Origin of the sequence: Microcoleus sp. PH2017_34_RAT_O_A (assembly GCF_020737885.1) — a bacterium.
Lineage (GTDB): Bacteria > Cyanobacteriota > Cyanobacteriia > Cyanobacteriales > Microcoleaceae > Microcoleus.
The window spans coordinates 92,760-118,713 of record NZ_JAEQDD010000017.1 but is presented as its reverse complement, the minus strand read 5'-3'; the positions used below and the strand labels follow the sequence as shown (position 1 = coordinate 118,713).

Sequence of the window (25,954 nt, the reverse complement as noted above, 5' to 3'; positions counted from 1 at the left end):
TTCTAACTACTTATTATTGTAGGCGGATGCGATCGAGTTTATCTGGAATTGAATTACGTTTATCGCCTATCGGTTAGCTAGTTGTTGCTTCAAATCGCGGATAGCAGCACTGGTGTTGCATTGATAAGCAATTTCTACACAACGGGCGATCGCACTTTGTAAATCTAATTCTGGAAAATAGAGGCTGTGAGTTTGAACTTGATAGTTTCCGCCTTGCAGCCCATAAATTAACAGTTGCTGCTTCTTGTACAGCCAGATTTCAGGAACCCGATAGGGAAGATAGTCTTGTACGTCGGAATAACTGGTGACATCAATTTCTATGGCTAAATCTGGCGGCGGATCGTTTTGCCAATCTATCCGCTTTTTTCCACAAACCGCTTGCCAATTGTTAATGTAAAAGCAATAATCTGGTTCAATTCCGCTTTCTTCTGGCACTGTCATGGTGATAGGAGTAAACGCATCGTATTCCCGCCCATCGCTATCTAGGATGGCTTTTACGATGTCAGCAATTAAGTTGGCATCTTTTCCGTGTACGGGTAAAGGTGACATCAGCAATACTTCTCCATTGCGATACTTCAGACGCGGAATAGAACCATCTCCTCGGCGATCGTACAAACTTTGATATTCTTGCCAAGTTGCGGGTAAGCGCACTACAGAACCCGCAGGCAATTGAATTTTTTCGGGTGATACGAGGGCAAACATGGTCTAATCTCCCTTTTGCAGCCATTGACTTTAATGATAACAAAACTGGTGCGGGCGATCTTAAGGCATTGAGCGCTGGATGTCGTCTGCGGGATCGAGGAATGGTGGGTGCGCTCCAACATGGTTGTTAGACCCCTCCTGAACGAGCTAATCTACTATCTTCCTGACCAATTTCACAAAAGACGGTTTTACAATAAGAATATTTAAGGTACTAATTTGGCTGTTCCGATATCATCTAGGAGTTTTATACAAATTATCCTGCTCTTGTTCTGAGAGAGGTGAATAAGTAGTCAGTAATTGAGGAACTTAGTATGTTTGAAACGTTAGAGCAGTTTTGTGAGCCATTTATCAACCAGATTAACCACCTGATGGGTAATCCAACCTTAGAAAACATAGAGAAAGTTCGTACAAAACTCAAGGCAACGGTGCTATTCGATGTTGCTAAACTTCGGAAGGGTTATGGTAAGTTGATCAAGGCTTACTACAAGAACCATAAACCTTTCAACTATCAAACGCAAAACGTTGAAGATAAAGTTCAGAAAGACCTGGAAGATTTTATGGAATTGGTAAGCTTTGCAACGGAAGCTGATGACACATCTATACTAGATGACTGGGCAATTGATTATCCTTGCAAAAATAAGCAAGTCCTAGCTCAGGATTTACCTGCATATGTAGATAAATTACAGAGTATAGTGACAGATTGGGACGCTTTTATGGCAAAACTTCAAGCAAAGGGTGAAGGGAAGTGGCCGGATGAAACAAAACCCTACTTGGCATACCTAGTGAACAAACTCTCTTCTAAAATTTAGAGATAAAAAAGTGGAAACCCAAGCGCCAAAGCTTTTTGGCGCTTGGTTTTTCACGGACTGATAAAAGAGGGTTATGGCTAAGTTGAGGATTTTTGGGATGATTCACTTAAAAGAATAGATGCTGCAACAGATTTTGACTTCCTCATACTTTCTGTTCCATCCATTAATCGAAGAAAATCATCATAGCTTTCTTCATTTTCTTTAATATATTCGCTCAGGGTGTCTACTGAATTCTTCACCTTTGTAATACTTGAAGTAAGTCCTGGGTGATCTCGAACCAATTCACCTATTTCGGTACTAATTTTTGCTAGCCGAGACTCTATTTCTACAAGAGATTGATGCTTGTCTTTAGTCGCATTAAGTAGACTGGATCTTAGTTCTTGCAATTCGGTTTTGGTGCTTTCAAGATCAAGCTCTTTTTGCGTATTCCTATTTCTTAATTTTATTTGACGTTGAGTAAGAGTATACATCACGAAAAGTAGGATCAAGATCCAAACTAGAAAGATAACGGATAAAAGAATTACCTGGTTTGGATCGGAAGATAGAGCATAAATCCCCACCGTAATTGGTAATAGAGCTCCAAGCAGAACAAATCCTACTATTCGCTGCCACTGAGGAAGATCCTTGATGGCACCCGCAAGACTAGCGAAGATGTTGGCAAAGGCATCGGAGAAATTTTTAGGAGAATCATTGGTTTGGGAGCTGGTAGAAATATCTGTCATACACTCACCCTATAATAATTTTTCTGTTCAGAAGCATCTTTTTTTTCTGATGGACTTCCTCGCACTCGTATTAGGATAGCATAATACAGTGATAATTATCAAATGACTTGGTACGTTTTTCACGAATTTTAGGATCGCGCCCCTTGATAACAAAGTATGAAGGTGGCAGTAATCCATACAGCAATAGCTGGTGATAGATGAGCATTCAACCAAATAGTCATGTGGCTAAAATGGGATGATCGAGTTTGCGGACTGCATAGAGAAGCGCAGCTTTGAGATCGTCAAGTTCCAAGTCTGGCAATTCTTCCAGAAACTCAAAAATTTGCTCACCCGCAGCTAGCAATTCTAGGATATCGATGACTCGAATCCGCATTCCCCGGATGCAGGGACGATCGCCACATTGTCTTGGATTCACCGTGATTCTGTCCAACAGATCGGGAACGGATGCTGGCATCGATCGAAATTGTTTGAAACCTTTGTCTCTAGCTTACCTCATTTATCGATCAACATTCACACCGCGATCGAATTATGCGATCGCCATCTACGGTAACGGGCGTTGACGAATTCGATCGCGATCCACCACCGTAAACCGTTCCTCAAATTGCAATCCTTCGAGCTGTAATAAATTTAACAATATTGATGCTGGTTCTTCCGGCGTGTGATGACGAACCTGTTCTACAGGTGGCGCTTACGAATAAAATGCTTCGTACTCATCATGATCTCCAATCCAGAACCAGGTAATCGTATCCCCTAACATTACTCCCACAGCCCGATGACTCTTCGTTACACGCACTGACCAAATATCTTCGTCACTGTCAATGCACTTAAAATGTAACGACGGATGAAACGGATTCTCTGCCCATAATCGATACGCTTTCCTGGCTCCGGTTCTGATCGCTGGACTCATGGCACGGTACTTTTCCCAAAATGAGGGCAATGTCGCGGACTTCATAGCTGCTCATAGTCCATCGGCGTAGACATTCCCGCTGCAATCTCGGCTTTGGCTTTCCGGGCTGCCGCGACTAGATTATTCTTCGTCCGCTTAAACGACTCATCCCATCGCTTTTCTTCTTCAATTTCTGACAGATATGCGCGAACATTCTCCACTACCTGCTTTTGAAGCTCGTCAGGTAGGGACTCAAGCATCTTAACGATCGTGGTAATTGCAGGAGAAGACATGGCATCTATTCAGTGCAGTGGATCTTCTCTATTCTACAACCTTCGCCACAAACAAGCCATAAAGTATTTCAATATAATCGCGATCGAACGTCAAAATCACCCGTTGCTGATCCGTCGCACGAGCCAAAACCTCGGAATCCTCGGTAATAGAAGCGACTTCCAGATCCGCTTGTCGCAGCAGTTGTACACTCTGAAGAGGAAAGTTTTCATTTGCCAGAAACCGCATTAACTTGCCTCAGCAAAGAGTAAAGGTGTGTAAAATACGTCTTCTTTGAGGCATTCCGCAGTGAAAGCAAATACTGCTTGGATAGATTCAGGATTAAGTGTTGGATAATTTTCTAGAATTTGTTGCGGCGTCCAACCTTCTGAAAACAACCCTAGAATAAACTCCACTGATATTCGTGTTCCCTTAATGACAGGCTTGCCAAGCAGAATTTTAGGATTTGAGTGAATGTGTGCTTTCCAGTTCATAGTCAGCTTGCCTCTACGGAGTCTGCATCTATTTTGAAACGTTTCTCTCTAGCTTACTTCATTTATCGTCTCAAACTCACGCCCCGATCGAATTGTGCGATCGGCACTTCCAGCTCAATACTCTCTAAAGTATTATTTGTAGGCTAGGCGCAGGCAGGAAGTGTCTCATAAACGAGTTCCATGAGTTGTTCTGAAGCAACGGTATCAGAGATTATGACGTGAGACTTCTGCTGTTTGAGCTAAAAATTCTTGATAAGCCGATTCATCTCCAAAAGAGTCGATCGACACCTGAGCGTTTGGCATCGGTATCAGCGGAGTTTCGACGGGGACATATTTGCAGTATCCAACTACAATCATCTCAAATTCGTTATTAGGTATTGCTGTCGGGTACTCTTCCACCCTCACCACTTCCCAGTCTCCTGTACGGTAGTGGGTGCTAGAAGCGGAACCGTCAGCGCTGTGAAACTCCAGCAATCTGTACCCTTAAAAATGCAATCCCGCTTGAGAAGCGAACTCAAGCCAACTACTGTAAAGCAGAGCTAGCTCTCATTTACTTTGCATATCGTAATTATCAAGAAAACCTATACTTTTTCTTGATGGCTTTGCGCTGCTCCCCATCCGTTTAACATCAATACTTAAATACATATGAGCTTATCTGCACTCCGCGAAAACTTTTGTTACAATATGTAAGCTGTTACAAATCGTAACTTATGCTGGTTTCTATTTTAATAATTGACGTTGCCCTCGTTGCCTGGTCATTGCATCTAATGCAAGAGGCGATCGCGCAACGAGAATTTTCACTAATCCTAGCCGGCACCCTAGTTGCGGTTTCAGCCGCAGCCCTGGTAGTCGTCTACTTCCTCATGGGGTCTTGTTTGAGCCATTTAACCGAAATATCCCAGCACACCTACTAAATCGTAGTAGCGATCGACAAATTGTCAAAAAGCGAGGAATTTTTTTGAAAAAAAAGCCAAAAGCCTTGCCTGTCCAAGGCTCCAAACTATTTTCTCAAAAAGGCTTGACAAATATCGGTCAGTTAAGGCATGATTGAGAGCGCGAAAAGAAAGGGGAATTAGCTCAGTTGGTAGAGCACTACAATGGCATTGTAGGGGTCAGCGGTTCGAGCCCGCTATTCTCCATAAGTCAAGATTAGAGGGCGGTTGAAACCGCGTCTACACAAACGAAGTCCGCCTCCGCGGACTGAAGAGAATAACATAATCTTCACAGCGTATTCTTCAACGCACTTGGAGTGGGTTTTGTCTGTATACACGCGGTTTCAACCGCGAGCGTATTCTTAAATTCGATCGCACCACACACCACAAAAACCAACTTTCCCCTAAAATCAAAACAGTCTACCCGCAACCAACAAAGCGCTACCTGTGGCAAACTCAACTGAACCCAACAATCCAGAGATAACGAGTCAGCTTGCGCGATCGCCTCTGTACGAACTATCATTACAGCTCAAAGGTCGGATGGTGCCCTTTTCCGGGTGGGAGATGGCCGTACAGTACGCAGGTATCAGCAGCGAACACCAAGCAGTACGCCAGCAAGCAGGAATGTTCGACATTTCCCACATGGGAAAATTTTGTTTGAGAGGGAAACAGGTAATAGAAAAATTTCAACCCTTAGTACCGTCAGACTTAAGTCGGTTGCAACCAGGACAAGCTCAATATACAGTCTTATTAAATGACAAAGGCTGCATCCTAGACGACATTATTTTCTACTGCCAAGAACCCGATAGAACTACGGGCGAAGAACGGGCAGCAATCATTGTCAACGCCGCCACTCGCATCACAGACAAAGCCTGGATTATCGCCCACTTAGACTTGAGCGAACTTGTTTTCACCGACATCTCCGAAGACCAAGTTTTAATTGCAATTCAAGGCCCGGAAGCTGTTAACTATCTCCAGCCTTTTGTCGAAGATAACCTCGAACCAATTAAAGCTTTCGGACACTTAGAAACCAAGTTGTTGGGACAGCCGAGTTTTATCGCCAGAACAGGTTATACTGGCGAAGATGGATTTGAAATCATGGTGGATATAGAAACCGGAAAACAAGTCTGGCAAAAATTCCTAGATGCTGGCGTTGTTCCCTGCGGTTTGGGTGCGAGAGATACCTTGCGTTTAGAAGCAGCAATGGCACTTTACGGTCAAGATATCGATGACAATACTACACCTTTAGAGGCTGGATTGGGTTGGGTAGTTCACCTCGATAGCAAAGGCGATTTTATTGGGCGGAATGTTTTGGAACAGCAGAAAGCCACGGGAGTATCGAAACGGTTGGTAGGCTTGGAAATGCAGGGGCGGCACATTGCGCGTCATGGCTATCCGATAATAGTTGCAGGGGAAAAAGTAGGAGAAATTACTAGCGGTACATTATCGCCTACATTGAATCGGGCGGTAGCCCTCGCGGTTGTTCCGGCAAAATTAGGTAAAGTCGGCCAGCAGTTAGAAGTTGAGATTCGCGGGAAAAATTACCCGGCTACGGTGGTGAAAAAGCCATTTTATCGATCGCCAAATCGCCCAAATTAAATAACGTTCGATCGGGTGAATGTCAAAGTCAAAAAATAGACTCAACCCGATGGTTTTAAGTGCTTCGAGGGCGAAATTGGATGCTTCGGTGGTTGATTTGATTTGTTTGACACACTCAAGTGCGATCGAGGATTACAAAAAAGGTTGAATTCTATGTCACAAGCCGAAAAAAATGAGGTTGAGTTAGTTTCTGCCGTGGGTATCGATTATAGCAAATTGCGAGATTTAGTGGCAGCTAACAAGTGGGAAGAAGCCGATCGAGAAACCCTGAGAGTGATGTTGAAGGTGGCGGGTACGAAACAAGAATGGCTGGATACAGAAAGTATTGAAAAATTCCCCTGCGAGGACTTGCGTACCATTGACCAACTTTGGGTAAAATATTCTAAAGGTCACTTCGGCTTTAGCGTGCAGAAGCTTATTTATCAAAGTCTGGGGGGAACCAGTGGATATAATAGCGAAGTTTGGGGCAGGTTTGGCGATCGTGTGGGTTGGAGACAAAAGAATCAATGGGTCTACTACGAAGACATCACTTTTTCAGAGAAAGCACCTGAAGCTCAGCTTCCAGTTTTAGATTGTTGGAATATTTGGGGGATTTGTTGGTGGTTTGATGGAGAGAGGGGAAGGGAGTGGGTGTCTATTCTCTCGCGTCGAGACTTGTAGAGTTTAGCATTTAGGCATTTCAGGGTAATTGGGAATTGGGAATTGGTAAATTCATCGCAAGAAATATTTTTCCACTCTCCCCTCTCCCCCTCTCCCCCTCTCCGAATTCTCTCCCTCTCCTCTTTGTTCGAGTGCCGATTTGCGGGCGTTGGTCTAAAATCAATACAGTCGTCCTCTGCTGCCTTGCTTTCGGCAAGATTTAAGCATACTTACCCTGCAACCTCATAATAATCCTTGTGCCTAACGCTTCCCAGAACCGCCAAGAGCTGGATCTGAAGACCATATTTCCATTTGAGCTAGATAACTTTCAGAGAGACGCGATCGCCGCCCTCGATGCAGGTAAATCCGTTGTCGTGTGTGCTCCCACGGGCTCAGGGAAAACTTTAATCGGCGAATACGCCATCCATCAAGCACTATCCAGAGGGCGGCGCGTCTTCTACACCACTCCCCTCAAAGCTCTCTCCAACCAAAAGCTGCGGGACTTCCGTCATCAATTTGGAGACGAGATGGTAGGTTTGCTGACGGGCGACATCTCCTTCAATCGAGATGCGCCGATTTTGGTGATGACTACCGAAATATTTCGGAATATGCTCTACGGTACGCCGATCGGCGCTGTCGGTGCTTCCCTCACCGGAGTCGAAACCGTGGTGCTCGACGAGTGTCACTACATGAACGATCGCCAGCGGGGTACAGTCTGGGAAGAATCAATCATCTATTGTTCCAGCGAAATTCAACTCCTCGCCCTCTCAGCAACCGTTGCTAATAGCGACCAACTTACAGACTGGATTAACAAAGTCCACGGGCCCACAGAGCTTGTCTACTCAGACTTTCGGCCAGTGCCGCTACAATTCCACTTCGCCAATCAAAAAGGGATATTTCCCCTGCTAGACGAAACCGGCAAAAGAGCTAATCCGCGATTAGTCCCCAAAAAGAAGCAGCAAAAAGCAGAAAGAGGTAGCATTCCGACTCCCAGTTTGACCGATGTTTTGTCTCGGTTGGACGATCGCGATATGCTACCAGCAATTTACTTCATCTTCAGCCGTCGCGGGTGCGACCAAGCAGTAGCAGAAGTAGGCAATTTCTCCCTAGTTAACGCAGCCGAAACAGCCGAACTCAAACGCATTATTGACGATTTTTTACAGCGCAACCCAGAAGCAGAACGTTTCGGTCAAAAAGAAGCACTTTTAAAAGGCATCGCCGCCCACCACGCAGGCATTTTGCCCGCCTGGAAAGGTTTAGTAGAAGAACTTTTTGGCAGAGGTTTGATTAAAGTCGTATTTGCCACCGAAACCCTCGCAGCCGGGATCAATATGCCCGCCCGCACCACCGTCATTTCCACCCTGTCCAAACGCACCGACAAGGGACACCGACTGCTAAACGCTTCAGAATTCCTACAAATGGCCGGTCGGGCAGGTCGCCGGGGCATGGATGAGCTGGGGCACGTGGTCGCAGTTCAGACCCGCTTTGAAGGCGCAAAGGAAGCCTCCTATTTGGCAACAGCCAAAGCCGACCCCCTTGCCAGTCAGTTTACGCCCAGCTACGGCATGGTGCTGAATTTGCTGCAAACTCACACGCTTGAGGAAGCTCAAGAGTTGGTAGAACGCAGTTTTGGTCAATACCTTTCTACCTTGTACTTGCAGCCGCAGCAATCAGAATTAGATCGGTTGCAAACAGAATTAGCGGTGCTCGAAGAGTCCCTGGCTGCCGGAGGTAATGTCTCTACCCTGGAAAAACAACTCGCCCATTACGAAAAATTGCAGGGAAGGCTCAAAGAAGACAAACGTTTGCTGAAAACTCTATTGCAGCAAGCAGAAGAAACGCGAATTAAGGAGATGTCGGTAGCTGTAGCTTTTGCAGTGCTAGGGACGGTTCTGAGTCTGAAGGGCAAACACGTCCCGACAGCCAAACGATCGCACACAACCCCAGTCCCCGCCGTACTGGTTGCCAAAATCCCAGGTTCCGGCCAAGCACCTAATTTGGTATGTTTGGGCAAAGACAACCGCTGGTATATCGTCGCGATTAGCGATGTCGCCACCCTCCACGCCCAACTACCCCGCTTGAGTGTCGCAGATGGCTTAAACCCGCCTCCGGAATTGACACTGAGACTCGGCCAGTGTCGCTTGGGAAGTGAAGAAACTGTGGCAATTGCTCAATCGATCCCAGAATTGCCCGCACCGGAACCGAGCCCAGAGGCGATCGAGCAACAGCAGAAAATCGCCGCCCTAGAAGATAAACTAGAAACTCACCCAGTTCTCGAATGGGGCAATCCCGGTACTTTGCTCAAGCGCCAGCGCCGCGGCGAAGAATTGAAAAAAGAAATCCGCAAAGCCGAACAAGACTTAGAAAAGCAGCGAGCTCGCTACTGGGAGCAATTTCTCAATTTAATTGACATCTTGCTAAATTTCGGTTGTTTGGAAAGAGTAATTTCCCCAGATGGGAACCGAGATGACTCCTCCGACAGGTTAGTACCCACAATCTTGGGCCAAGCCTGCGCCGCCATTCGCGGCGACAATGAACTGTGGCTGGGTTTGTCCCTAATGTCTGCGGAGTTTGACGAACTCGACCCCCACCACCTCGCTGCTGCTTGCGCGGCCTTGGTTACAGAAGTTTCTCGGCCTGACAGTTGGACTCATTACTCGCTGTCGCCGGAAGTTTTGGCACCTTTGGACAATCTGCAAAAAGGGCTGCGCCGCCGATTGTTTCAAGTACAGTACCGCCACGAAGCTGCGATCCCGATTTGGCTGGAACGGGATATCGTGACTTTGGTGGAACAGTGGGCTCTGGGCGTGGAATGGCTGGAACTGATTAGTCACACGAGTTTGGATGAAGGGGATGTGGTGCGGATTTTGCGCCGGACTTTGGATTTCTTGTCTCAGATTCCTCATGTTCCTCACGTGTCGGATTCTTTGCGGAAGAATGCTTGTCGGGCGATGCAGTTGATCGATCGATTCCCGGTAAATGAAGCGGCAACTCAGTAAGGATCGCGAATTAAATAATTTACACATATTTGTGGGATGGGCGTCCCGCCCGTCCCACAAGAACAATAAAAATTGTAAGTTATTTAATTCTCATTCCTAAGGTTCGATCGTTCGGGAGCATCTCAGTCTTGCATTTATTATAGTGCGAGCGTCCCCGCTCGCGTATTGTACAATACGCGAGCGGGGACGCTCGCACTCAAAGAAAAAATGCTTTTTACAAAAATGAGATGCTCCCGATCGTTCGGAATGCGAGTCCTTCATAAATGCGGACTAAAGTCCTCACTACCAACCTTTTTTATGGCGATAGTTCGATCGCACCCGAGATCGGTTCGCTCGAATTCGATCCCATTGCAGGCGGGCGATCGCATATTTTCCTGATTTAGGTTGCATGACCTGATAAAAAATTGTATTGTGCGAGTTAATTGCTCGAAATTGTTATTGAAATTTTCCTAAGTGGTGTGGTGGGTAATTCTCGTGTCAATGCAACAAATCAAAAAGCCCGATAGAAATCCAAAAATTCGCTTTTTCACTTTCTTGCAAAGAGTCTTCATTGGCACTCTAGCGAGTACATTACTCAATCTCTCCATCCTATTTCCCTCTCCCAGTTTTGCGGAAGTAGTTCTGGGAGTTGTTCGCAGTTCCGAGAATTCCCCCGACTGGGTGAAGATTACCACGCGCCTCTGGGAAAGCGGCATTGCTTACAAACCAATCAATCTCGAAGACATCAAAAATTTGGCGGATTTAGCAGGCGTTAATGTGCTGTTTTTGCCCAATATTGAAACTTTGAGTCCGGCACAAATTAAAGTTTTAGAAGCTTGGACAAAACAGGGCGGCCGCTTGATTGCTTCGGGCCCAGTCGGCCGCAGTTCCCCAGCCTTGGTACGTCAATCTTTACGATCGCTCCTCGGGGCCTATTGGGCTTTTCCGTTGACTCAGCGGGGGGCGGTGCAACCGCGCACCCGCTGCCGCGATCTCGCTTGTACCAGTTCAAGCAACTGGGTTCCCCCAGAACAAAAAAATGCCTCTGTTCAAGGCGGCGTCTTGATTCCCGCCGACGCGAACAGTCAAACCATCGCTACCTGGAAAGATAGTTCCGGTTCCTCCGCTGCGATCGCCACCGATCGCGCTACCTATCTCGGCTGGCGCTGGGGTAGCGACGGTTCCCCAAATATAGACACGGCTTGGCTGCGGGCCTCGATCGCCCGCTGGGGAGGAACTGTGGGTAGGCCTGTCGAGCCGCCAACAGCAGCCGCACCACCGCTGCCAAATCCCCCCTCCAGGGTCACGAGAAATACCCCCAGTTCGCCGCGCAATACTCCGCTGAGCCGACTTTCTCCTTCTCCCCCCCTTCCAGATCCCGTACCTGCAACTTTTACAGACCCTTCGGATCAGTCGGCGCCGGCGGGTTTGGACGTGCAGATAAATTCCAATAAGCCGATCGTCAGCATTGAAGCCTACTTGATGCGCCAAGAACTCACCAACCTCCTCGGCAGGTTTGAAAGCGCCCTGACAGCAGCTAATTCAGGCAATACCGCCGTCAATCTCGATGCTGCTATCCCCCCTCAATTGGTGGCGTCAAGCAACAGTGTCGGTGGGCCGCAGGCGAGTCGCCCGTTGGTTTTACCAGCAGCAACCACAGGGGCGATCGCCAAAGCCCGTCAGGTTTTGCAAAATTTTGACCAACTCCTGCAAGAGCAAAAATACGCTGAGATCAGGCAGCAGTGGGTGCAAGCGCGCCAGTTGCTCTGGCAAAATTACCCCCAGGAAGGGCAGCGCATTGGGGCGGAAATTCGCGCCGTTTGGCTCGATCGCGGTACGATCGTCGCAGCGCGATCGGAACAGGGTTTGGCCGCTGTGTTCGATCGACTTGCCGCCGCCGGGATCAATACCGTTTTCTTTGAAACTTTAAATGCCGGATATCCGATTTATCCCAGTCAAGTTGCACCGCAACAAAACCCCCTCACAGTTGGCTGGGATCCTCTGGAATCTGCGGTTAAATTAGCCCACGAGCGAGGCATAGAACTGCACGCTTGGATTTGGACTTTTGCCACGGGCAATAAACGCCACAATACTTTAATTGGCAAACCTGGTTCTTATCCAGGCCCGGTACTTTCGGCCTATCCAAATTGGGCAAATATTGACAATAAAGGACGCACGCAAAACCCTAACGATGGTAAATTTTATCTCGATCCTGCAAACCCGGAAGCGCGGAATTATTTACTAAGAATTATCAGCGAAATTACCAGCAAATACAAAGTAGATGGTGTGCAATTAGACTACATTCGCTATCCTTTTCAAGATGACAATGCAGGTTTTGTCTACGGCTACGGTGCAGCAGCAAGGCAGCAATTTAAACAGTTAACTGGTACCGATCCGGTGAATATTTCGCCGAGTTCTGGCAATTTGTGGCGGCAGTGGGTTGAGTTTAAAACCAATCAAATTAATAGTTTTGTAGCTGAAGTATCTCAGCTTTTGCGGTCGAATTATCCTCGCACTATTCTGTCAGTTGCGGTGTTTCCCCACCCCGAAAGTCAGCGGATTTACAAAATTCAGCAAAATTGGGAAGTTTGGGCCCGTCAGGGGATTGTAGACTTGATTGTGCCGATGACTTATGCTTTGGATACGAACCGACTTCAACGCATTACCGAACCGCTAGCAAAGGAACAAATGCTCGGTTCAGCTTTAATTTCTCCCTCGGTTAAGTTGTTGACACTCCCGGAAGTTGTGGCGATCGACCAAATTCAAGCTTTGCGCGATTTGCCGACTGGGGGCTATGCTATTTTTGCGGTGGAAAGTATCAGCAGCGGGATGCAGAGCTTTTTTAACCGGACTCAAGGTGTCAGAGTGCGATCGTCTACGAGGGCTTCGCTAACGACTTCTGCTTCCGAACCAATTCCTTACCGCCAGCCCTTTGCAGCAGCAGCTTCGCGCTATACTGCTCTCAAGCAGGAATGGAGTTTTTTGTTGGCTAACAATCAGTTGCGGGTGTCGGAATCTGAATTGAAAGTTCTCAAAAGTCGATCGGAGGAATTGGGTGTTGCTTTGAGCAGATTGGCTGCAAGTCCTTCTGCCGAAAGCTTAACAACTGCTAAAAGATTGTTGGCGAGTTTTGAAGCTCAATTTCAGTCTTCCATGCGCTTGCATTCTGGGCAAAATAGCTATCAGGTGCAAACTTGGCAAAATCGTTTGGAAAGCTTGGATATGCTGTTGCGTTACGGCGAAAGGGTGGAGTTGAATCGCAGGTAAATACAGGTGTTTCGGGTGCCGGTGGCTGCGGATAGTGCGATCGTACTCAATCACCTGAATCAGTAGTTGCCCAAAAACTGTCTGCTGAAATACGCTATGGTAATTAAAATTAATACCTTAGACAGTTGTCAGTAAGGACAATCTCTGCACTGCACTTATAGCAATCTGCATTGCCTGCAATCAGTAAGTAAGTCATCGAAAAAAAAACCAGATTATCTTGTAAGGGCGGGTGCCGGTTAAAATTTTATGATAGAAGCGAGTAGAGTCGCCCTCTCACTCGCCCAACTCTTGTAATGTTTATTAGTAACCACCTACTGAGGCGGTGGAAATCCCTATTGCCTGTCCGAAGACAGGAAGGCCAGCAATCGCGATCGCCAACAGCCGGCATTGCTTCGCGCTCTCAAATCCGGTTAAAAAACTCTAATTAATACCAATCATGAAAAACATTGCTACTACGGAAATTAGAGGCTATCATCTGTTGTAGGGAAACGGCATTGCCGTATCCGGCATAGAGTTATGCAAATGAAAGATAATTTTTATATAATTAATCATTGTAGCAAGACTTTTTCAAATTGGTATAAGTTTGTAGTCACGAGGGAAGTCCTCAAAACTCTCAAAAGGCGATCGCCAACACTTTTATGATGAGTCAGGAACCGGATTTGAGACAACTCCCTCCTGTATCGCTCCAAGACTTTAAGATCTACTAATTTCCACGACCAATTTCAATTATTTTTAGGATGAATATGTTTCCTAAACCGCTGAATCGCTTTGCTACCAAAATTATCGGCAAAGCTCCATTACAAACTGTGCTCGTGCTTCCTTTTTTAGTGCAAATTGTTGGCACAGTAGGAGTTGTAGGTTGGCTGTCGTTCCAAAACGGTCAGCGGGCGGTTAACGATGTGGCCGCTCAGTTGCGGGGAGAAATTAGCGCTCGCATCAAAGACCGCATTGAAAATTATATGTCAATTCCCCACATTGTCAATCACCTGAACGTTCAAGGCGTAAAATTGGGGCAGTTGAACCTAGAAGACAAACAAAAACTCGAACTTCATTTCCTCGAACAAATTCAATATTTTGATTCAATCAGCATCATTTATACAGGCAAAGAAAATGGAGACCACTCAGGAGCAATCCGCACTAAAGATCGGATTCTGATATCTGCTGCTGACAGATCGACTGGCAATAAATTAGCTCGATATACTGCTGACCCTCAAGGAAAACGCGTTAAATTAATCGAAATTTCTCCCGAAAAATACGACCCGCGAGTTCGTCCTTGGTACATAGCAGCGGCGCTAGCCAAAAAGCCTGTTTGGACTCCAATTTATACAGACTTCTTGACCAGAGAACTGGCAATTACTGCTTCTTTGCCTATCTACGACAATGATGGTAAGCTGTTAGGAGTAGCTGGCAGCGATTTGCTGTTTTCCAAAATCAAAGAATTTCTCGTCAGCCTCAAAATTGGCAAGTCGGGACAAACTTTTGTGATGGAGCGATCGGGGATGTTAATTGCCACTTCAAAGCCGGGTAAAGAATTTGCAGTACAAGGTAAAGAAGCAAAACGCATCAAAGCTTCAGCCAGCGAAAATCCGGTAATTCGCCAAACTGCACAGCATTTAGATAAATTCTACCAAAGCTTAGCTAAAATCAATAATTCTCAACAGCTTACCTTTGATGTTGACGGTCAGCGAAATTTTATTCAGGTAACTCCTTTTCAAGACGATCGAGGGTTGGATTGGCTGATTGTGGTAGTTGTACCCGAGTCAGACTTTATGCAGCAAATTAATGCCAATACCCGCACCACTTTTTTGCTGTCCGTTGCAGCTTTGATTGGGGCGACCATTCTTGGGATTCTGACTGCTAAATGGGTGGTGCGGCCGATTTTAAAATTGAATGCGGCGGCGAAAGCTTTGGCACGCAATGAATGGGATACAAAGCTCGCTTTGAATCGCGAAGATGAACTCGGAGAACTTGCCGCTGCTTTCAACAGCATGGCAGAGCAATTGCAGCATTCATTTACTTCGCTCTCGGAAAGCGAAAACCGAGTCAAACAATTTCTCGATGCAGTACCGCTAGGCATTTTTATTGTCGAAAAAAATGGTAAACCTCACTACATTAATCCTATAGGAGAGCAACTTTTTGGTCAAGGAATCATAGCAGCAGATGCCGAAAATTTGCGCCAAGCTTACAAAGTTTATTTAGCTGGAACCCAGGAAATTTACCCGGCGGAACACGACCCTATTTTAAATGCTTTGCAGGGCAAAAGTGTCACTGTCGATGACATGGAAATCTGCTCCCGTGACAAAACTGTTCCCCTACAAGTTTGGGGAACTCCTATTTACGACGCCCAAGGACATATTATCTATGGGATGTGCGCCTTTCAAGATATTACGGAACGCAAACAAGCGGAGCAACTGTTAAAAGAATACAACCAAAACTTAGCAGTCCAAGTTGCAGAACGTACCGCCGCTCTTGCCAAGGCAAAAGAAAAGTTTTCTAAAGCTTTTCGTTCTAGTCCAAATGCAATTACGATCACGAGAATCAGTGACGGTCGCCACATAGAAGTTAATGAAAGCTTTTGCCGGATGATTGGCTACACGCACGACCAAATTATTGGTAAAACAGCCGTAGATCTAAATTTTTGGGCGAGTCTAGGAGAGCGCGATCGCATGATTCAAATGTTAAGAAACCAGACAGCCCTTCACAATTACGAGCTGAGATTTCGCAAAAAAAACGGTACAGAAAGAACGGCCCTGCTGTCTATTGAAACCATCGATATTGAGGGAGAAGCTTGTTTTCTCTCGATTTCGAGCGATATTACCGATCGCCAAAAAGCAGAAACCGCCCTCCGCGAAGCAGAAGAAAAATATCGCAACATTTATGAAAATGCTTTGAATGGCATTTTTCAAACTGCTGCTGACGGGACATACCTCAGCGCCAACCCCGCTTTAGCTGAACTCTACGGTTACGAATCGCCCGCAGAATTAATCGCAGCACAGCCGAATTTCAAGAACCAGCTTTACGTGAAACCCAACCGCCGCAGCGAATTTGTAGCGCTGATCGACGAGTACGGGATACTGTCTAACTTTGAATCGGAAATTTACCGCAAAGATGGTAGCATCATCTGGATTTCCGAAAATTGTCGGGCCGTGTGCGATCCCGCAGGAAATCTACTTTATCACGAAGGTTTTATTAAAGATATTACGGATAGCAAAGAAGCACAAATCAAAATGGAGCAGGCGAAAGAAGCCGCCGAAGCAGCCAACAAAGCTAAAAGTACGTTTCTCGCCAATATGAGCCACGAATTGCGATCGCCCCTGAACGCAGTCATCGGCTTTGCTCAAGTCATGATCCGCAGTAAAAATTTGTCTCCCGAAAATCAAGAAGATGTCGGGATTATCCTGCGGAGCGGCGAGCATTTGCTGACGTTAATTAACCAAGTTTTAGACTTGTCAAAAATTGAAGCTGGACGCACTACCATTAATGAAAAAAGCTTCGATTTATATCGAATCCTCGATGATTTAGAAGATATGTTTGCTCTCAAAGCTGAGGAAAAAGGCTTGCAATTAATCTTCGATCGAGATGCAGAAGTTCCCCATTACATTTCCACCGATGAAGTGAAATTGCGCCAAGTATTAATTAATTTGCTCAACAATGCAATTAAATTTACTTCACAAGGTGGAGTGTCGGTGCAAGTGAAAGGAGGAAAGCGGAATTTACACAAAAACAGCGCTGATGAAATGCCCGGCCGCTACTCGCTCCATTTTGAAGTTCAAGATACTGGTGCAGGCATTGCCACCGAAGAAATCCATCAGTTGTTTGAAGCATTTGTGCAGACAACAACGGGTAAAGATTCTCAAGAAGGGACGGGTTTAGGTTTAGCGATCAGCCGCCAGTTCGTGCAATTGATGGGAGGTGAAATTACTGTTAGCAGCGAGGTGGGCAAGGGTGCGCTATTTCAATTTGATATCCAAGTTCATCTGGTGGAAGCTAGTGATATTGAAAGTAAAAAAGCTCTACGTCGAGTTGTTGCCCTCGAACCGAATCAGCCACCTTACCGCTTGCTAATTGTGGACGACAAACCTTTGAACCGCCAACTGTTAGTAAAACTTCTCAGTCCGTTGGGATTTCTGTTGAGAGAAGCGAATAACGGTCAAGAAGCGGTGGATATTTTTAGGGATTGGGAACCGCATCTAATTTGGATGGACATGAGAATGCCTGTAATGGACGGGTACGAGGCAACGAAACAGATTAAAACTACAACTGGCGGGCAAGCAACGGCGATTGTTGCCCTGACTGCTAGTGTTTTGGAGGAAGAACGGGCGGTGATTCTTTCGACGGGTTGCGATGATTTTATGCGGAAACCGTTCCGAGAGGAAGATATCTTTGCGGCCATGGGGAAACATTTAGGAGTACGCTATATTTATGAAGAGCCAACAGAGGTCAGTATGGGGGGTGCGGGGGAGTCTAGTCAGGATGTGCTGACACCAGAGGCGATCGCCTCTCTTTCTCCAGACTGGAGGGTTCAATTCAAGCAAAATATTTTGAGTGTAGACATGGAGGCGATCGCCAGTTCGATCGCACAAATCGGCACTATCAACCCCTCTCTGGCAGCCGCGCTTCAAGATTGCATTAATAATTTTGAATATGACAGAATTTTGACCACAATCGATCGCAGCGAACAATAGTAAATACCGATGACTTCAACTTTGCAGAACACCAATCGAGCTAATATTTTAGTAGTGGACGACACGCCACAAAACCTGCGGCTATTGGCAGAAATTTTGAGCAATCAAGGCTATCAAGTTCGCCCAGTTCCTAACGGCAAACTAGCACTATCTGCCGCTCAAAAAATGCCCCCAGATATAGTTCTGCTGGATATTATGATGCCGGATATGGATGGCTATGAAGTTTGTCAGCGACTCAAAGATTCTGAAGTAACAAAAGACATCCCGGTGATTTTCATCAGTGCGATTAACGATGTGATGGATAAAGTTAAAGCTTTTGCAGTTGGGGGAGTGGACTTTATTACCAAACCTTTTCAGGTTGAAGAAGTTTTAGCCCGAATCGAAACTCATTTAAAAATTTGTTCGTTGCAACAAAGTTTGCAAGAAAAAAATCAAGATTTAGCAACTGCTATCTACCAATTGCAAGCGACACAAGAGCATTTGATTCAATCGGAAAAAATGGCGGCACTGGGACAACTGATTGCCGGCATTGCCCACGAAATCAATACTCCGCTAGGCATCATAGGTTCATCTATTGATAATATTTCTAATTTTTGGGACGAAAATTTAGAAAAAATGCCTCAATTTTTTCAACAACTTTCTGAAGAAAGCCAAGCTTGTTTTTTAGCTTTGCTGCACAGATCTACAAATCACGAAACGCTATTTACTAGCAGAGAAAAGCGCAAAATTAAGCAGCAGTTGCGTAACGAGTTGATGGCAGGAGGCATTGAAAATGCTGAAGAAATAGCGGATAGTTTAGTTGACATGGAGATTTACGATCGCATAGAAGAATTGTTGCCATTTTTTAAATTGCCGGATTGGGAAGTGGTTTTCAATACTGCTTACCAGTTTGCGAGCTTTAAGAAAAGTATTAGCCTGATCCAAAGAGCGACAGCCAAGTCGGGAAAAGTAGTATTTGCCTTAAAAAGCTACGCTCATTTCGATAGCAAGCAAGAAAAAGTGCAGGCGAACTTGCATGATGGCATTGAAATGGTGTTAACTCTTTATCAAAATCAACTGAAACACGGCATAGAAGTAGTCAAAAACTATGGAGATTTACCGAAAATCATGTGTTATCCGGATGACTTAAATCAAGTTTGGACAAATCTAATTCACAATGCCCTGCAAGCAATGGATTATAAAGGTATTTTGACGATTGAAACTAAGCAGCAAGAGACAAATCTTGTCCTCAAATTTACTGATGACGGCAAAGGTATTCCCCCAGAAGTTATTCCCAAAATTTTTCACCCATTTTTTACGACTAAATCTGCGGGGGAAGGTAGCGGTTTGGGATTGGACATCGTGAGAAAAATTGTTGACAAACATGAAGGTACAATTGCTGTAGAGTCGGTACCTGGACAGACAAGCTTTACAGTCTCCCTCCCAATCTATTAAACTAAACTTACACCTGTTAAAAAAAGAATGCCACTGTCAGCAAGCACCAAACCCCGATTGTCATCAGTGATACCCAATCGAACATCCCCAATCCTCCAATGCCAAAATGGTATTATCCGCAGGGGCTGATTCCCGATAGCGACAGGGGCTGTCTCGCTGACAAACATAAGATTTATTGCGATTGACCGGGTTTCTTTTGTGAAGTTCTATTAAAATAAAATAGGGGACATAGATAGTGCATCCTCGCCCGAAATCAATAACATAGAAGCAAGTCATGTCGGTAAACCCATTAAAATAATAGCAGAGAGCAAAAGATGAATAAGCCTGTAATTCTTTGCGTTGACGATGAACCCGATATCTTGAAGACTCTCAAGATGCAGCTCAAGAATGAATTTAAAGATGATTATTTTTACGAATTAGCTGAAAGTGGTGATGAAGCTTTAGATTTACTGGAGGAGTTTCCAGCAGAAGCTGAGGTGATTGTGGTTGTTTCTGATTGGCTGATGCCGGGAATCAAAGGTGATGAACTGTTAATTAGAGTTCACCAAAAATATCCTAAAATCGTTAAGGTGATGTTGACGGGGCAAGCGGATAAAGAGGCTCTTCAGCGGGCAGTAAAAGAAGCCGATTTATACTGCTGTTTGTACAAACCGTGGAAAAGTAAAGAGTTAATAGATACGATCAAATCTGGGCTGGCAAAGTTATTATGAAAAAACCTGTGATTGTTTGTATTGATGACGAACCGGATGTTTTGAACAGTTTAAAGATTGAACTGAAAAAGGCGATCGGGGATCGGTGTATTATTGAAACGGCTGAGGGCGGGGAAGATGCTTTAGAGTTACTGGAAGATTTGCAGGCGGATGAATACGAGATTGCGTTGGTGCTTTCCGATTATATTATGCCGGATATTAAAGGGGATGAACTGCTTAAAAAAATTCACGAACGATCGCCCGATACGCTGACTATTATGCTGACTGGGCAAGCTGATCTGGAAGCTCTGAGCAATGCTATAAAGTATGCTAAATTGTACCGTTACATCCCTAAACCTTGGCATAATGAAGATTTAAAATTAACGGTAGTAGAAGCAATTCACAGTTACTTGCAAGACCAAAAGTTAACAGATGAAATCCTGAAGCGGCAAGAAGTAAATGCGGCGCTGTCGGCGAGCGAAAGCCGCCTGAACCAATTTTTAGCAGCTCTGCCCGTGGGGGTATCTGTTTACAATCCCGACGGCTCGATCGCCTATTTCAACCAAGCAGCGCGGGATTTGCTGGGTGCAGACACTATCCCGGAAAGCACTGCGGAACAATTAGCTGCAACTTATCAACTTTATGTTGCCAATACTGATGAGCTTTACCCGCCGGACAATCTGCCAATTTTGCGCGCACTCAAAGGAGAATTTGTCAAGGTTGACGATGTAGAAATCCGTCAAGATGGCAAAATAATTGCGATCGAGATCAATACTACGCCAATTTTTGACGCTAGGGGAAATATTGTTTATGCGATCGCAGCTTTTCAAGATATTACCGATCGCAAACGAGCCGAAAGAATACTAGCAGATTACCAGCACACCTTAGAAACCAAAATAGACGAACGCACAGAACAACTGCAACAAGCCGCCTTAGCTGCTGAAGCTGCAAACAAAGCTAAAAGCACGTTTTTGGCCAATATGAGCCATGAATTGCGGACTCCTCTCAATTCCATACTGGGGTTTGCACAAATCATGGAAGGCAGCTCCAATTTTACTGTCGAAAACCACGAAAATCTGAGTATTATTCGTCGCAGTGGCGAACACTTGCTGGCCCTGATCAATGAAGTTTTAGACTTGTCAAAAATTGAAGCGGGGCGGATGATACTTGACCCTAAAGACTTCGACTTATACCGCTTGCTTGACGATTTACAAGATATGTTTCAAATGCGGGCAAAGAATCAAGAGGTTCAGTTGCTTTTTCAGCGAGAAAATGACGTTGCCCAGTATGTGCGAACCGATGATGTCAAACTGCGGCAAGTGCTGATAAATATTCTCAGCAATGCAATTAAGTTTACGGAACAAGGTTCAATCGTTTTAAGGGTTTCACAATTAGAAAAATCGAGAATAGTTGACTTATTGAACAGTCCAACAGCTTGCATTGATACTACAAAAAGTATTAGAGAGTTTGCCACCGATAGAAGTGATGTGGCAACTGTTGTGCCCAGAGATGAGCCTGATGATTTAACTGACGATCGGGTAATTTTCCTTCAGTTTGAAATAGAAGATACAGGCGTTGGCATTGCTTCGGAAGAATTGGGGAATATTTTCAAGGCATTTGTGCAAACATCTTCGGGTCAAAGAACTCAGAAAGGTACGGGTTTGGGATTGACGATTACCCGTCAATTTGTCCGGCTGATGGGAGGAGAAATCGTCGTAGAAAGTGAATTAGAACGCGGCACAAGTTTTAAATTTGAGATTCCAGTAGGTGTGGTTGATGTTGCTGATATTCCCGCCCCAGAAATTAACCGCGAAGTTACTGGGTTGGAACCAAATCAACCCTGGTATCGAATTTTAATTGTAGACGATCGCGAAGACAACCGCCAACTTTTAGTCAAAATTCTTTCTCCCTTGGGTTTTGGAGTGCGAGAGGCTAGCGATGGCTGCGAAGCAATAGAAATGTGGGAAAATTGGCAGCCGCATTTAATTTTGATGGATCTGCGAATGCCAGTGATGGACGGCTATGAAGCTACTAAAGAAATTAGGAACAGAATACAGCAGCAAGAGCGACAAGAAAAGGGCTCTGTGATTCCGAAGATTGTTGCTTTGACAGCTAGCACTATTGAAGAAAAACGATCGTCTGCTTTATCTATAGGCTGCGACGATTTTATTAGCAAACCTTTCCGCAAAACTGATATATTTGATACGCTCCACAAACATTTGGGAGTGAGGTACCTCTACTCTTACTCAACTGATTTTATCCCAACGGGCGATCGCCACAATCAATCTGACGCTCCCTCTAATGCTGCGCTTGCTTATTTGCCTGCACTTCCCGCAGAATGGATAGAAAACATGAGGCAGGTAATACGTAGCGCTGATTTTGACTTAATTGCGAGGACGATCGAGGAATTAAGGTACGATCATCCTGAATTTACCGAAATCCTCCAGGATCATCTCAATAATTTTGACTACCAAAAAATTCTCACTTTAATTGCCGAGGCATAAAAATAGCATAGTAGAGGTGACAGTTGACAGTTGACAGTTGACAGTTGACAGTTGACAGCTACCCATAGCTGTCGATAGAAGAGGATTGAAGCAATGAATCATTCTACCGTTACCCAAAAAAGTTGGTAAAAAAATCGGTTGAAATCTGATTTTTTACCAAAATTGTAGCAGCAAAGAGAGAAGCAAAAAAAACTCCGGGAAGCAAAATCATGAAAAAACCTGTGATTGTTTGTATTGATGACGAAGCTGATGTTTTGAACAGTTTAAAGATTGAACTAAAAAAGGCGATCGGCGATCGGTGTATTATTGAAACAGCGCAAGGAGGAGAAGATGCTTTAGAGTTATTAACAGATTTACAGGCTGACGAACACGAAATAGCTTTAGTTGTTTCTGATTATATCATGCCGGATATCAAAGGAGACGAACTGCTCCAAATAATTCATGAACGATCGCCCAATACGCTGAAAATTATGCTGACCGGTCAAGCAGATTTGGAGGCAATCAGTCACGCTATCAAGTATGCCAAGCTGTACCGCTACATCCCCAAACCTTGGCAAAAGGAAGATTTGAAGTTAACAGTAGTCGAAGCAGTTCACAGCTATTTGCAAGACCAAAAGTTGGCTGATGAAGTTATTAAGGGGCGAGAAGCAAACAAGCAGTTGCAGATAGCCAACCAGGAATTGTCGGCAAGCGAAAGCCGATTGAATCAATTTTTAGCAGCTTTGCCTGTGGGGGTATCTGTTTACAATCCCGACGGCTCGATCGCCTATATCAATCATACCACCGAGCAGTTGCTGGATGCAGATACTGGGTTGGCAGACAGTATGCTAGGCAACAGTGTTGAACAATTAGTTGCAAGTTCTCAATTTTATGACGCCGAAAACGATCGGCTGTATTTCCCTGAAAATTTTCCGATCTTGCGGGCGCTGAGAGGGGAATATGTCAAGGTGAATGAAGTTGAAATCCTTCAATACGGGCTGACAATCACTCTAGAAATAAGTGCCAAACCTATTTTTGACAGCAACGGAAATATTGTTTTTGCGATCGCAGTTATTCAAGACATCAGCCAGCGCAAAGAATTAGAAAATTTCCTATCAAATTACCAGCGTACCTTAGAAGCTGAAATTGTAGAACGCACAGAACAATTGCAAAAAGCTGCCTTCGCCGCCGAAGCAGCAAACAGAGCGAAAAGTACCTTCCTTGCCAACATGAGTCACGAGTTGCGTACACCTCTCAATGCCATACTCGGCTTTACTCAAATCGTCGAACCCAGCCCGAATTTGACAGTAGACGACAGAGAAAATCTCAGAATTATTTATCGCAGCGGCGAACACTTGCTGACTTTAATTAATCAAGCTTTAGATTTGGCAAAAATCGAAGCGGGGCGGATGACACTTTTTCCGACTAACTTTGACCTTTACTGCTTGCTTGACGAATTGCAAGAAATGTTTGACCTGCGAGCAAAAAATCAAGATTTGCAGTTGATTTTCCAGCGCGATGCTGACATTCCGCAGTACGTGCGAACCGATGAAGTGAAGCTACGCCAGGTGCTAATCAATCTTCTGAGTAATGCGATGAAATTCACTCAAATCGGCGGGGTGTCAGTAAGAGTGCGCCGGAAGTTAGAAGGTATTTCAGCAGCGAATTCGATCGCAAATATAGCCAAAATAAGCGAGGAAGGGGAAATTGTCAGTCCCTTGAAAAATTCGACAGATTCAGATTTAGAAGCAAGCAATTATCCAGAAATTTCTATAATTTCCCGTCAGTCTGAAAGTAAAGTATTGGCAAAAACGGATAATTTAAATATTTCTAATTCTCTGTTTTTGGAGTTTGAAATAGAAGATACGGGAGTTGGTATTGCCCCAGAAGAAATGGGCAATCTTTTTCAAGCATTTGTGCAGACAGCATCTGGTCAAAAAGCTCAACAAGGTACTGGTTTGGGATTGACAATTAGCAACGAATTTGTACGGTTAATGGGTGGCGATCTAACTGTAGAAAGCCAGCTAGAACGGGGTACTATTTTTAGATTTGAGATTGAAGTTAGTGCAGTTGATTCCGCTGCAATTACTGTTCCAAAAAACATCCGTGAGGTGATTGGACTGGAACCAGATCAGCAATACTATCGAATTTTAGTTGTGGACGATCGCACAGACAACCGCAAACTGTTAGTCAAAATGCTTTCTGGCTTGGGTTTCGGAGTCGAAGAGGCTAGCAACGGCCGTGAAGCGGTAGAAATGTGGGAAAATTGGCAGCCGCACTTGATTTTGATGGATTTGCGAATGCCGGTGATGGACGGCTACGAAGCGACGATCGAAATTAGATCGAGGATACAGCGGAGAAAGGAAGAGGAACAAGGCGAGGGGAAGATGGATATTCCCAATCCTCAATTCCTGAACCCGAAGATTGTTGCTTTAACAGCTAGTACCCATGAAGATAAACGCTCTTTTTCTTTGTTGATGGGTTGTGATGACTTTATCAGAAAACCTTTCCGCAAAATGGATATATTTGATATGCTGAGCAAACATTTGGGGGTGAGTTATATTTATTCTGACTTGACAGGCTCTGATTCAATGGGCGATCGCAATAACCTATCAAATTCTTCTAATACTTTGTGTGCTTCTTTGCCCAACCTTCCCGCAGAATGGATAGATAATATGAGGCAGGTAATTCGCAGTGCTGATTTTGACTTAATTGGGATCACAATCGAGGAAATAAGGGCTGCTCATCCTGAATTTGCCGACATCCTTCAAGGTCATCTAGAGAATTTTGATTACCAAAAAATTCTCAACTTAATTCTCGAAGCAGAGAAATTCAATAGTACGGTTCATCAGTTGACAGTTGACAGTTGACAGTTGACAGCTACCTCTTCCGTCGATAGAAGAGGATTGGAACAATGAATCATTTTGTTTAATTTCCCCCTAAAAGGAAAGGCTTCAAACCCAATCTTTAGGCGTGAAGTTTGAAAAAAAAATATCTGGATGACTTATGGCTAAAAATAATAGATATAAGTGCTCGACTTTAGTGGTGGCAATATCAAAATTTTAGACTAGACTTGAATTGCAGTCATTCACAAACAATCTTGAAATTATCTGTATCGCTTACCAGTTTCTCTGTAAATCAAACCATGCAAATGCTCTCAAATTTATCTGTGGTGTAAATCTCAAATCAACTTGCTGACCAAGAATTTCTTGATGGTACAAGCCCACGGATTTATCCGTGGAATCAATCCCAAATCGAAAATCTAAAATCCTCTCTTCCCCGGAATTTATCCGTGGGGTCAATCTAAAATCTAAAATCTAAAATCTAAAATCGATTGACTGGGGTGGTAAGGTAGTGAAACTGGC

20 protein-coding genes and 1 tRNA gene are annotated in these 25,954 nt (G+C 44.8%); 13 read left to right on the top strand and 8 right to left on the bottom strand.

The features are described 5' to 3' along the window. Positions 1-66: 66 nt before the first annotated feature. Complete coding sequence (locus JGK11_RS08790) at positions 67-702, bottom strand: Uma2 family endonuclease (protein ID WP_293184487.1); 636 nt, start codon at positions 700-702, stop codon at positions 67-69. Positions 703-1,013: 311 nt separating this feature from the next. On the opposite strand from JGK11_RS08790, the gene JGK11_RS08785 reads away from it, so the two are divergent. Further along, the gene (locus JGK11_RS08785; RefSeq protein ID WP_293184489.1) at positions 1,014-1,511 is read left to right on the top strand and encodes a hypothetical protein; all 498 of its coding nucleotides are present in this window, start codon (positions 1,014-1,016) and stop codon (positions 1,509-1,511) included. Positions 1,512-1,588: 77 nt separating this feature from the next. Here JGK11_RS08785 and JGK11_RS08780 read toward each other — a convergent pair whose 3' ends face one another. The 7 genes from JGK11_RS08780 to JGK11_RS08750 all read right to left on the bottom strand — a co-directional run bounded on the left by JGK11_RS08780 (position 1,589) and on the right by JGK11_RS08750 (position 4,357). Beyond that, positions 1,589-2,233: a hypothetical protein gene (locus JGK11_RS08780; RefSeq protein WP_293184491.1), complete on the bottom strand. Its 645-nt coding sequence runs from the start codon at positions 2,231-2,233 to the stop codon at positions 1,589-1,591. 217 nt (positions 2,234-2,450) lie between these two features. Continuing rightward, the gene (locus JGK11_RS08775) at positions 2,451-2,687 is read right to left on the bottom strand and encodes a DUF433 domain-containing protein (protein ID WP_293184493.1); all 237 of its coding nucleotides are present in this window, start codon (positions 2,685-2,687) and stop codon (positions 2,451-2,453) included. A 234-nt stretch (positions 2,688-2,921) separates the two neighbouring features. Then, positions 2,922-3,140 (bottom strand): hypothetical protein, encoded by a 219-nt coding sequence (locus JGK11_RS08770; RefSeq protein ID WP_293184495.1) that lies wholly within the window; start codon positions 3,138-3,140, stop codon positions 2,922-2,924. A gap of 41 nt (positions 3,141-3,181) precedes the next feature. Then, positions 3,182-3,412: a hypothetical protein gene (locus tag JGK11_RS08765; protein ID WP_293146439.1), complete on the bottom strand. Its 231-nt coding sequence runs from the start codon at positions 3,410-3,412 to the stop codon at positions 3,182-3,184. A gap of 28 nt (positions 3,413-3,440) precedes the next feature. Beyond that, a complete protein-coding gene (locus JGK11_RS08760; protein ID WP_293184498.1) occupies positions 3,441-3,638 on the bottom strand; it encodes a DUF5615 family PIN-like protein in 198 nt (65 codons plus the stop codon). Next, complete coding sequence (locus JGK11_RS08755) at positions 3,638-3,883, bottom strand: DUF433 domain-containing protein (RefSeq protein WP_293184500.1); 246 nt, start codon at positions 3,881-3,883, stop codon at positions 3,638-3,640. Before JGK11_RS08755 ends, JGK11_RS08760 begins: the two co-directional genes overlap by 1 nt. Positions 3,884-4,087: 204 nt before the next feature. Then, positions 4,088-4,357 (bottom strand): hypothetical protein, encoded by a 270-nt coding sequence (locus JGK11_RS08750; protein WP_293184503.1) that lies wholly within the window; start codon positions 4,355-4,357, stop codon positions 4,088-4,090. Between the two features lie 236 nt (positions 4,358-4,593). On the opposite strand from JGK11_RS08750, the gene JGK11_RS08745 reads away from it, so the two are divergent. The 12 genes from JGK11_RS08745 (at position 4,594) to JGK11_RS08690 (ending at position 25,459) form a co-directional block, all read left to right on the top strand. Continuing rightward, on the top strand, positions 4,594-4,797 hold the full coding sequence (locus tag JGK11_RS08745; RefSeq protein ID WP_293146445.1) for a hypothetical protein: 204 nt from the start codon (positions 4,594-4,596) through the stop codon (positions 4,795-4,797). Between the two features lie 152 nt (positions 4,798-4,949). Then, positions 4,950-5,022 (top strand) — tRNA-Ala (locus JGK11_RS08740). A gap of 240 nt (positions 5,023-5,262) precedes the next feature. Continuing rightward, positions 5,263-6,414 (top strand): glycine cleavage system aminomethyltransferase GcvT, encoded by a 1,152-nt coding sequence (gcvT, locus tag JGK11_RS08735; RefSeq protein WP_293204978.1) that lies wholly within the window; start codon positions 5,263-5,265, stop codon positions 6,412-6,414. A 19-nt stretch (positions 6,415-6,433) separates the two neighbouring features. Next, complete coding sequence (locus JGK11_RS08730) at positions 6,434-6,562, top strand: hypothetical protein (RefSeq protein ID WP_293181185.1); 129 nt, start codon at positions 6,434-6,436, stop codon at positions 6,560-6,562. 5 nt (positions 6,563-6,567) lie between these two features. After that, the gene (locus JGK11_RS08725; protein WP_293181188.1) at positions 6,568-7,074 is read left to right on the top strand and encodes a GUN4 domain-containing protein; all 507 of its coding nucleotides are present in this window, start codon (positions 6,568-6,570) and stop codon (positions 7,072-7,074) included. A gap of 236 nt (positions 7,075-7,310) precedes the next feature. After that, positions 7,311-10,052 (top strand): DEAD/DEAH box helicase, encoded by a 2,742-nt coding sequence (locus JGK11_RS08720; protein WP_293211275.1) that lies wholly within the window; start codon positions 7,311-7,313, stop codon positions 10,050-10,052. 480 nt (positions 10,053-10,532) lie between these two features. After that, on the top strand, positions 10,533-13,298 hold the full coding sequence (locus JGK11_RS08715; RefSeq protein ID WP_293211273.1) for a family 10 glycosylhydrolase: 2,766 nt from the start codon (positions 10,533-10,535) through the stop codon (positions 13,296-13,298). 743 nt (positions 13,299-14,041) lie between these two features. Beyond that, positions 14,042-17,983 (top strand): PAS domain S-box protein, encoded by a 3,942-nt coding sequence (locus tag JGK11_RS08710; RefSeq protein ID WP_293181197.1) that lies wholly within the window; start codon positions 14,042-14,044, stop codon positions 17,981-17,983. A 9-nt stretch (positions 17,984-17,992) separates the two neighbouring features. Next, the gene (locus tag JGK11_RS08705; protein ID WP_293181200.1) at positions 17,993-19,417 is read left to right on the top strand and encodes a response regulator; all 1,425 of its coding nucleotides are present in this window, start codon (positions 17,993-17,995) and stop codon (positions 19,415-19,417) included. Between the two features lie 314 nt (positions 19,418-19,731). Further along, positions 19,732-20,127, top strand: coding sequence for a response regulator (locus tag JGK11_RS08700; protein WP_293181203.1), 396 nt, complete (start codon positions 19,732-19,734; stop codon positions 20,125-20,127). Next, positions 20,124-22,610, top strand: coding sequence for a response regulator (locus tag JGK11_RS08695; RefSeq protein ID WP_293211271.1), 2,487 nt, complete (start codon positions 20,124-20,126; stop codon positions 22,608-22,610). The genes JGK11_RS08700 and JGK11_RS08695 overlap by 4 nt, the downstream gene beginning before the upstream one ends. A gap of 209 nt (positions 22,611-22,819) precedes the next feature. Next, positions 22,820-25,459 carry a response regulator gene (locus JGK11_RS08690; protein ID WP_293181209.1) on the top strand — a complete coding sequence of 880 codons (2,640 nt, stop codon included), beginning with the start codon at positions 22,820-22,822 and terminating at the stop codon, positions 25,457-25,459. Positions 25,460-25,954: the final 495 nt, after the last annotated feature.

Bases quoted from the DNA above. Each gene is read 5' to 3' on its own strand.
- JGK11_RS08790 (WP_293184487.1), bottom strand. From the start codon at position 702: ATGTTTGCCCTCGTATCACCCGAAAAAATTCAATTGCCTGCGGGTTCT.
- JGK11_RS08785 (WP_293184489.1), top strand. From the start codon at position 1,014: ATGTTTGAAACGTTAGAGCAGTTTTGTGAGCCATTTATCAACCAGATT.
- JGK11_RS08780 (WP_293184491.1), bottom strand. From the start codon at position 2,233: ATGACAGATATTTCTACCAGCTCCCAAACCAATGATTCTCCTAAAAAT.
- JGK11_RS08775 (WP_293184493.1), bottom strand. From the start codon at position 2,687: ATGCCAGCATCCGTTCCCGATCTGTTGGACAGAATCACGGTGAATCCA.
- JGK11_RS08770 (WP_293184495.1), bottom strand. From the start codon at position 3,140: ATGAGTCCAGCGATCAGAACCGGAGCCAGGAAAGCGTATCGATTATGG.
- JGK11_RS08765 (WP_293146439.1), bottom strand. From the start codon at position 3,412: ATGTCTTCTCCTGCAATTACCACGATCGTTAAGATGCTTGAGTCCCTA.
- JGK11_RS08760 (WP_293184498.1), bottom strand. From the start codon at position 3,638: ATGCGGTTTCTGGCAAATGAAAACTTTCCTCTTCAGAGTGTACAACTG.
- JGK11_RS08755 (WP_293184500.1), bottom strand. From the start codon at position 3,883: ATGAACTGGAAAGCACACATTCACTCAAATCCTAAAATTCTGCTTGGC.
- JGK11_RS08745 (WP_293146445.1), top strand. From the start codon at position 4,594: ATGCTGGTTTCTATTTTAATAATTGACGTTGCCCTCGTTGCCTGGTCA.
- JGK11_RS08730 (WP_293181185.1), top strand. From the start codon at position 6,434: ATGTCAAAGTCAAAAAATAGACTCAACCCGATGGTTTTAAGTGCTTCG.
- JGK11_RS08725 (WP_293181188.1), top strand. From the start codon at position 6,568: ATGTCACAAGCCGAAAAAAATGAGGTTGAGTTAGTTTCTGCCGTGGGT.
- JGK11_RS08715 (WP_293211273.1), top strand. From the start codon at position 10,533: ATGCAACAAATCAAAAAGCCCGATAGAAATCCAAAAATTCGCTTTTTC.
- JGK11_RS08710 (WP_293181197.1), top strand. From the start codon at position 14,042: ATGTTTCCTAAACCGCTGAATCGCTTTGCTACCAAAATTATCGGCAAA.
- JGK11_RS08705 (WP_293181200.1), top strand. From the start codon at position 17,993: ATGACTTCAACTTTGCAGAACACCAATCGAGCTAATATTTTAGTAGTG.
- JGK11_RS08700 (WP_293181203.1), top strand. From the start codon at position 19,732: ATGAATAAGCCTGTAATTCTTTGCGTTGACGATGAACCCGATATCTTG.
- JGK11_RS08695 (WP_293211271.1), top strand. From the start codon at position 20,124: ATGAAAAAACCTGTGATTGTTTGTATTGATGACGAACCGGATGTTTTG.
- JGK11_RS08690 (WP_293181209.1), top strand. From the start codon at position 22,820: ATGAAAAAACCTGTGATTGTTTGTATTGATGACGAAGCTGATGTTTTG.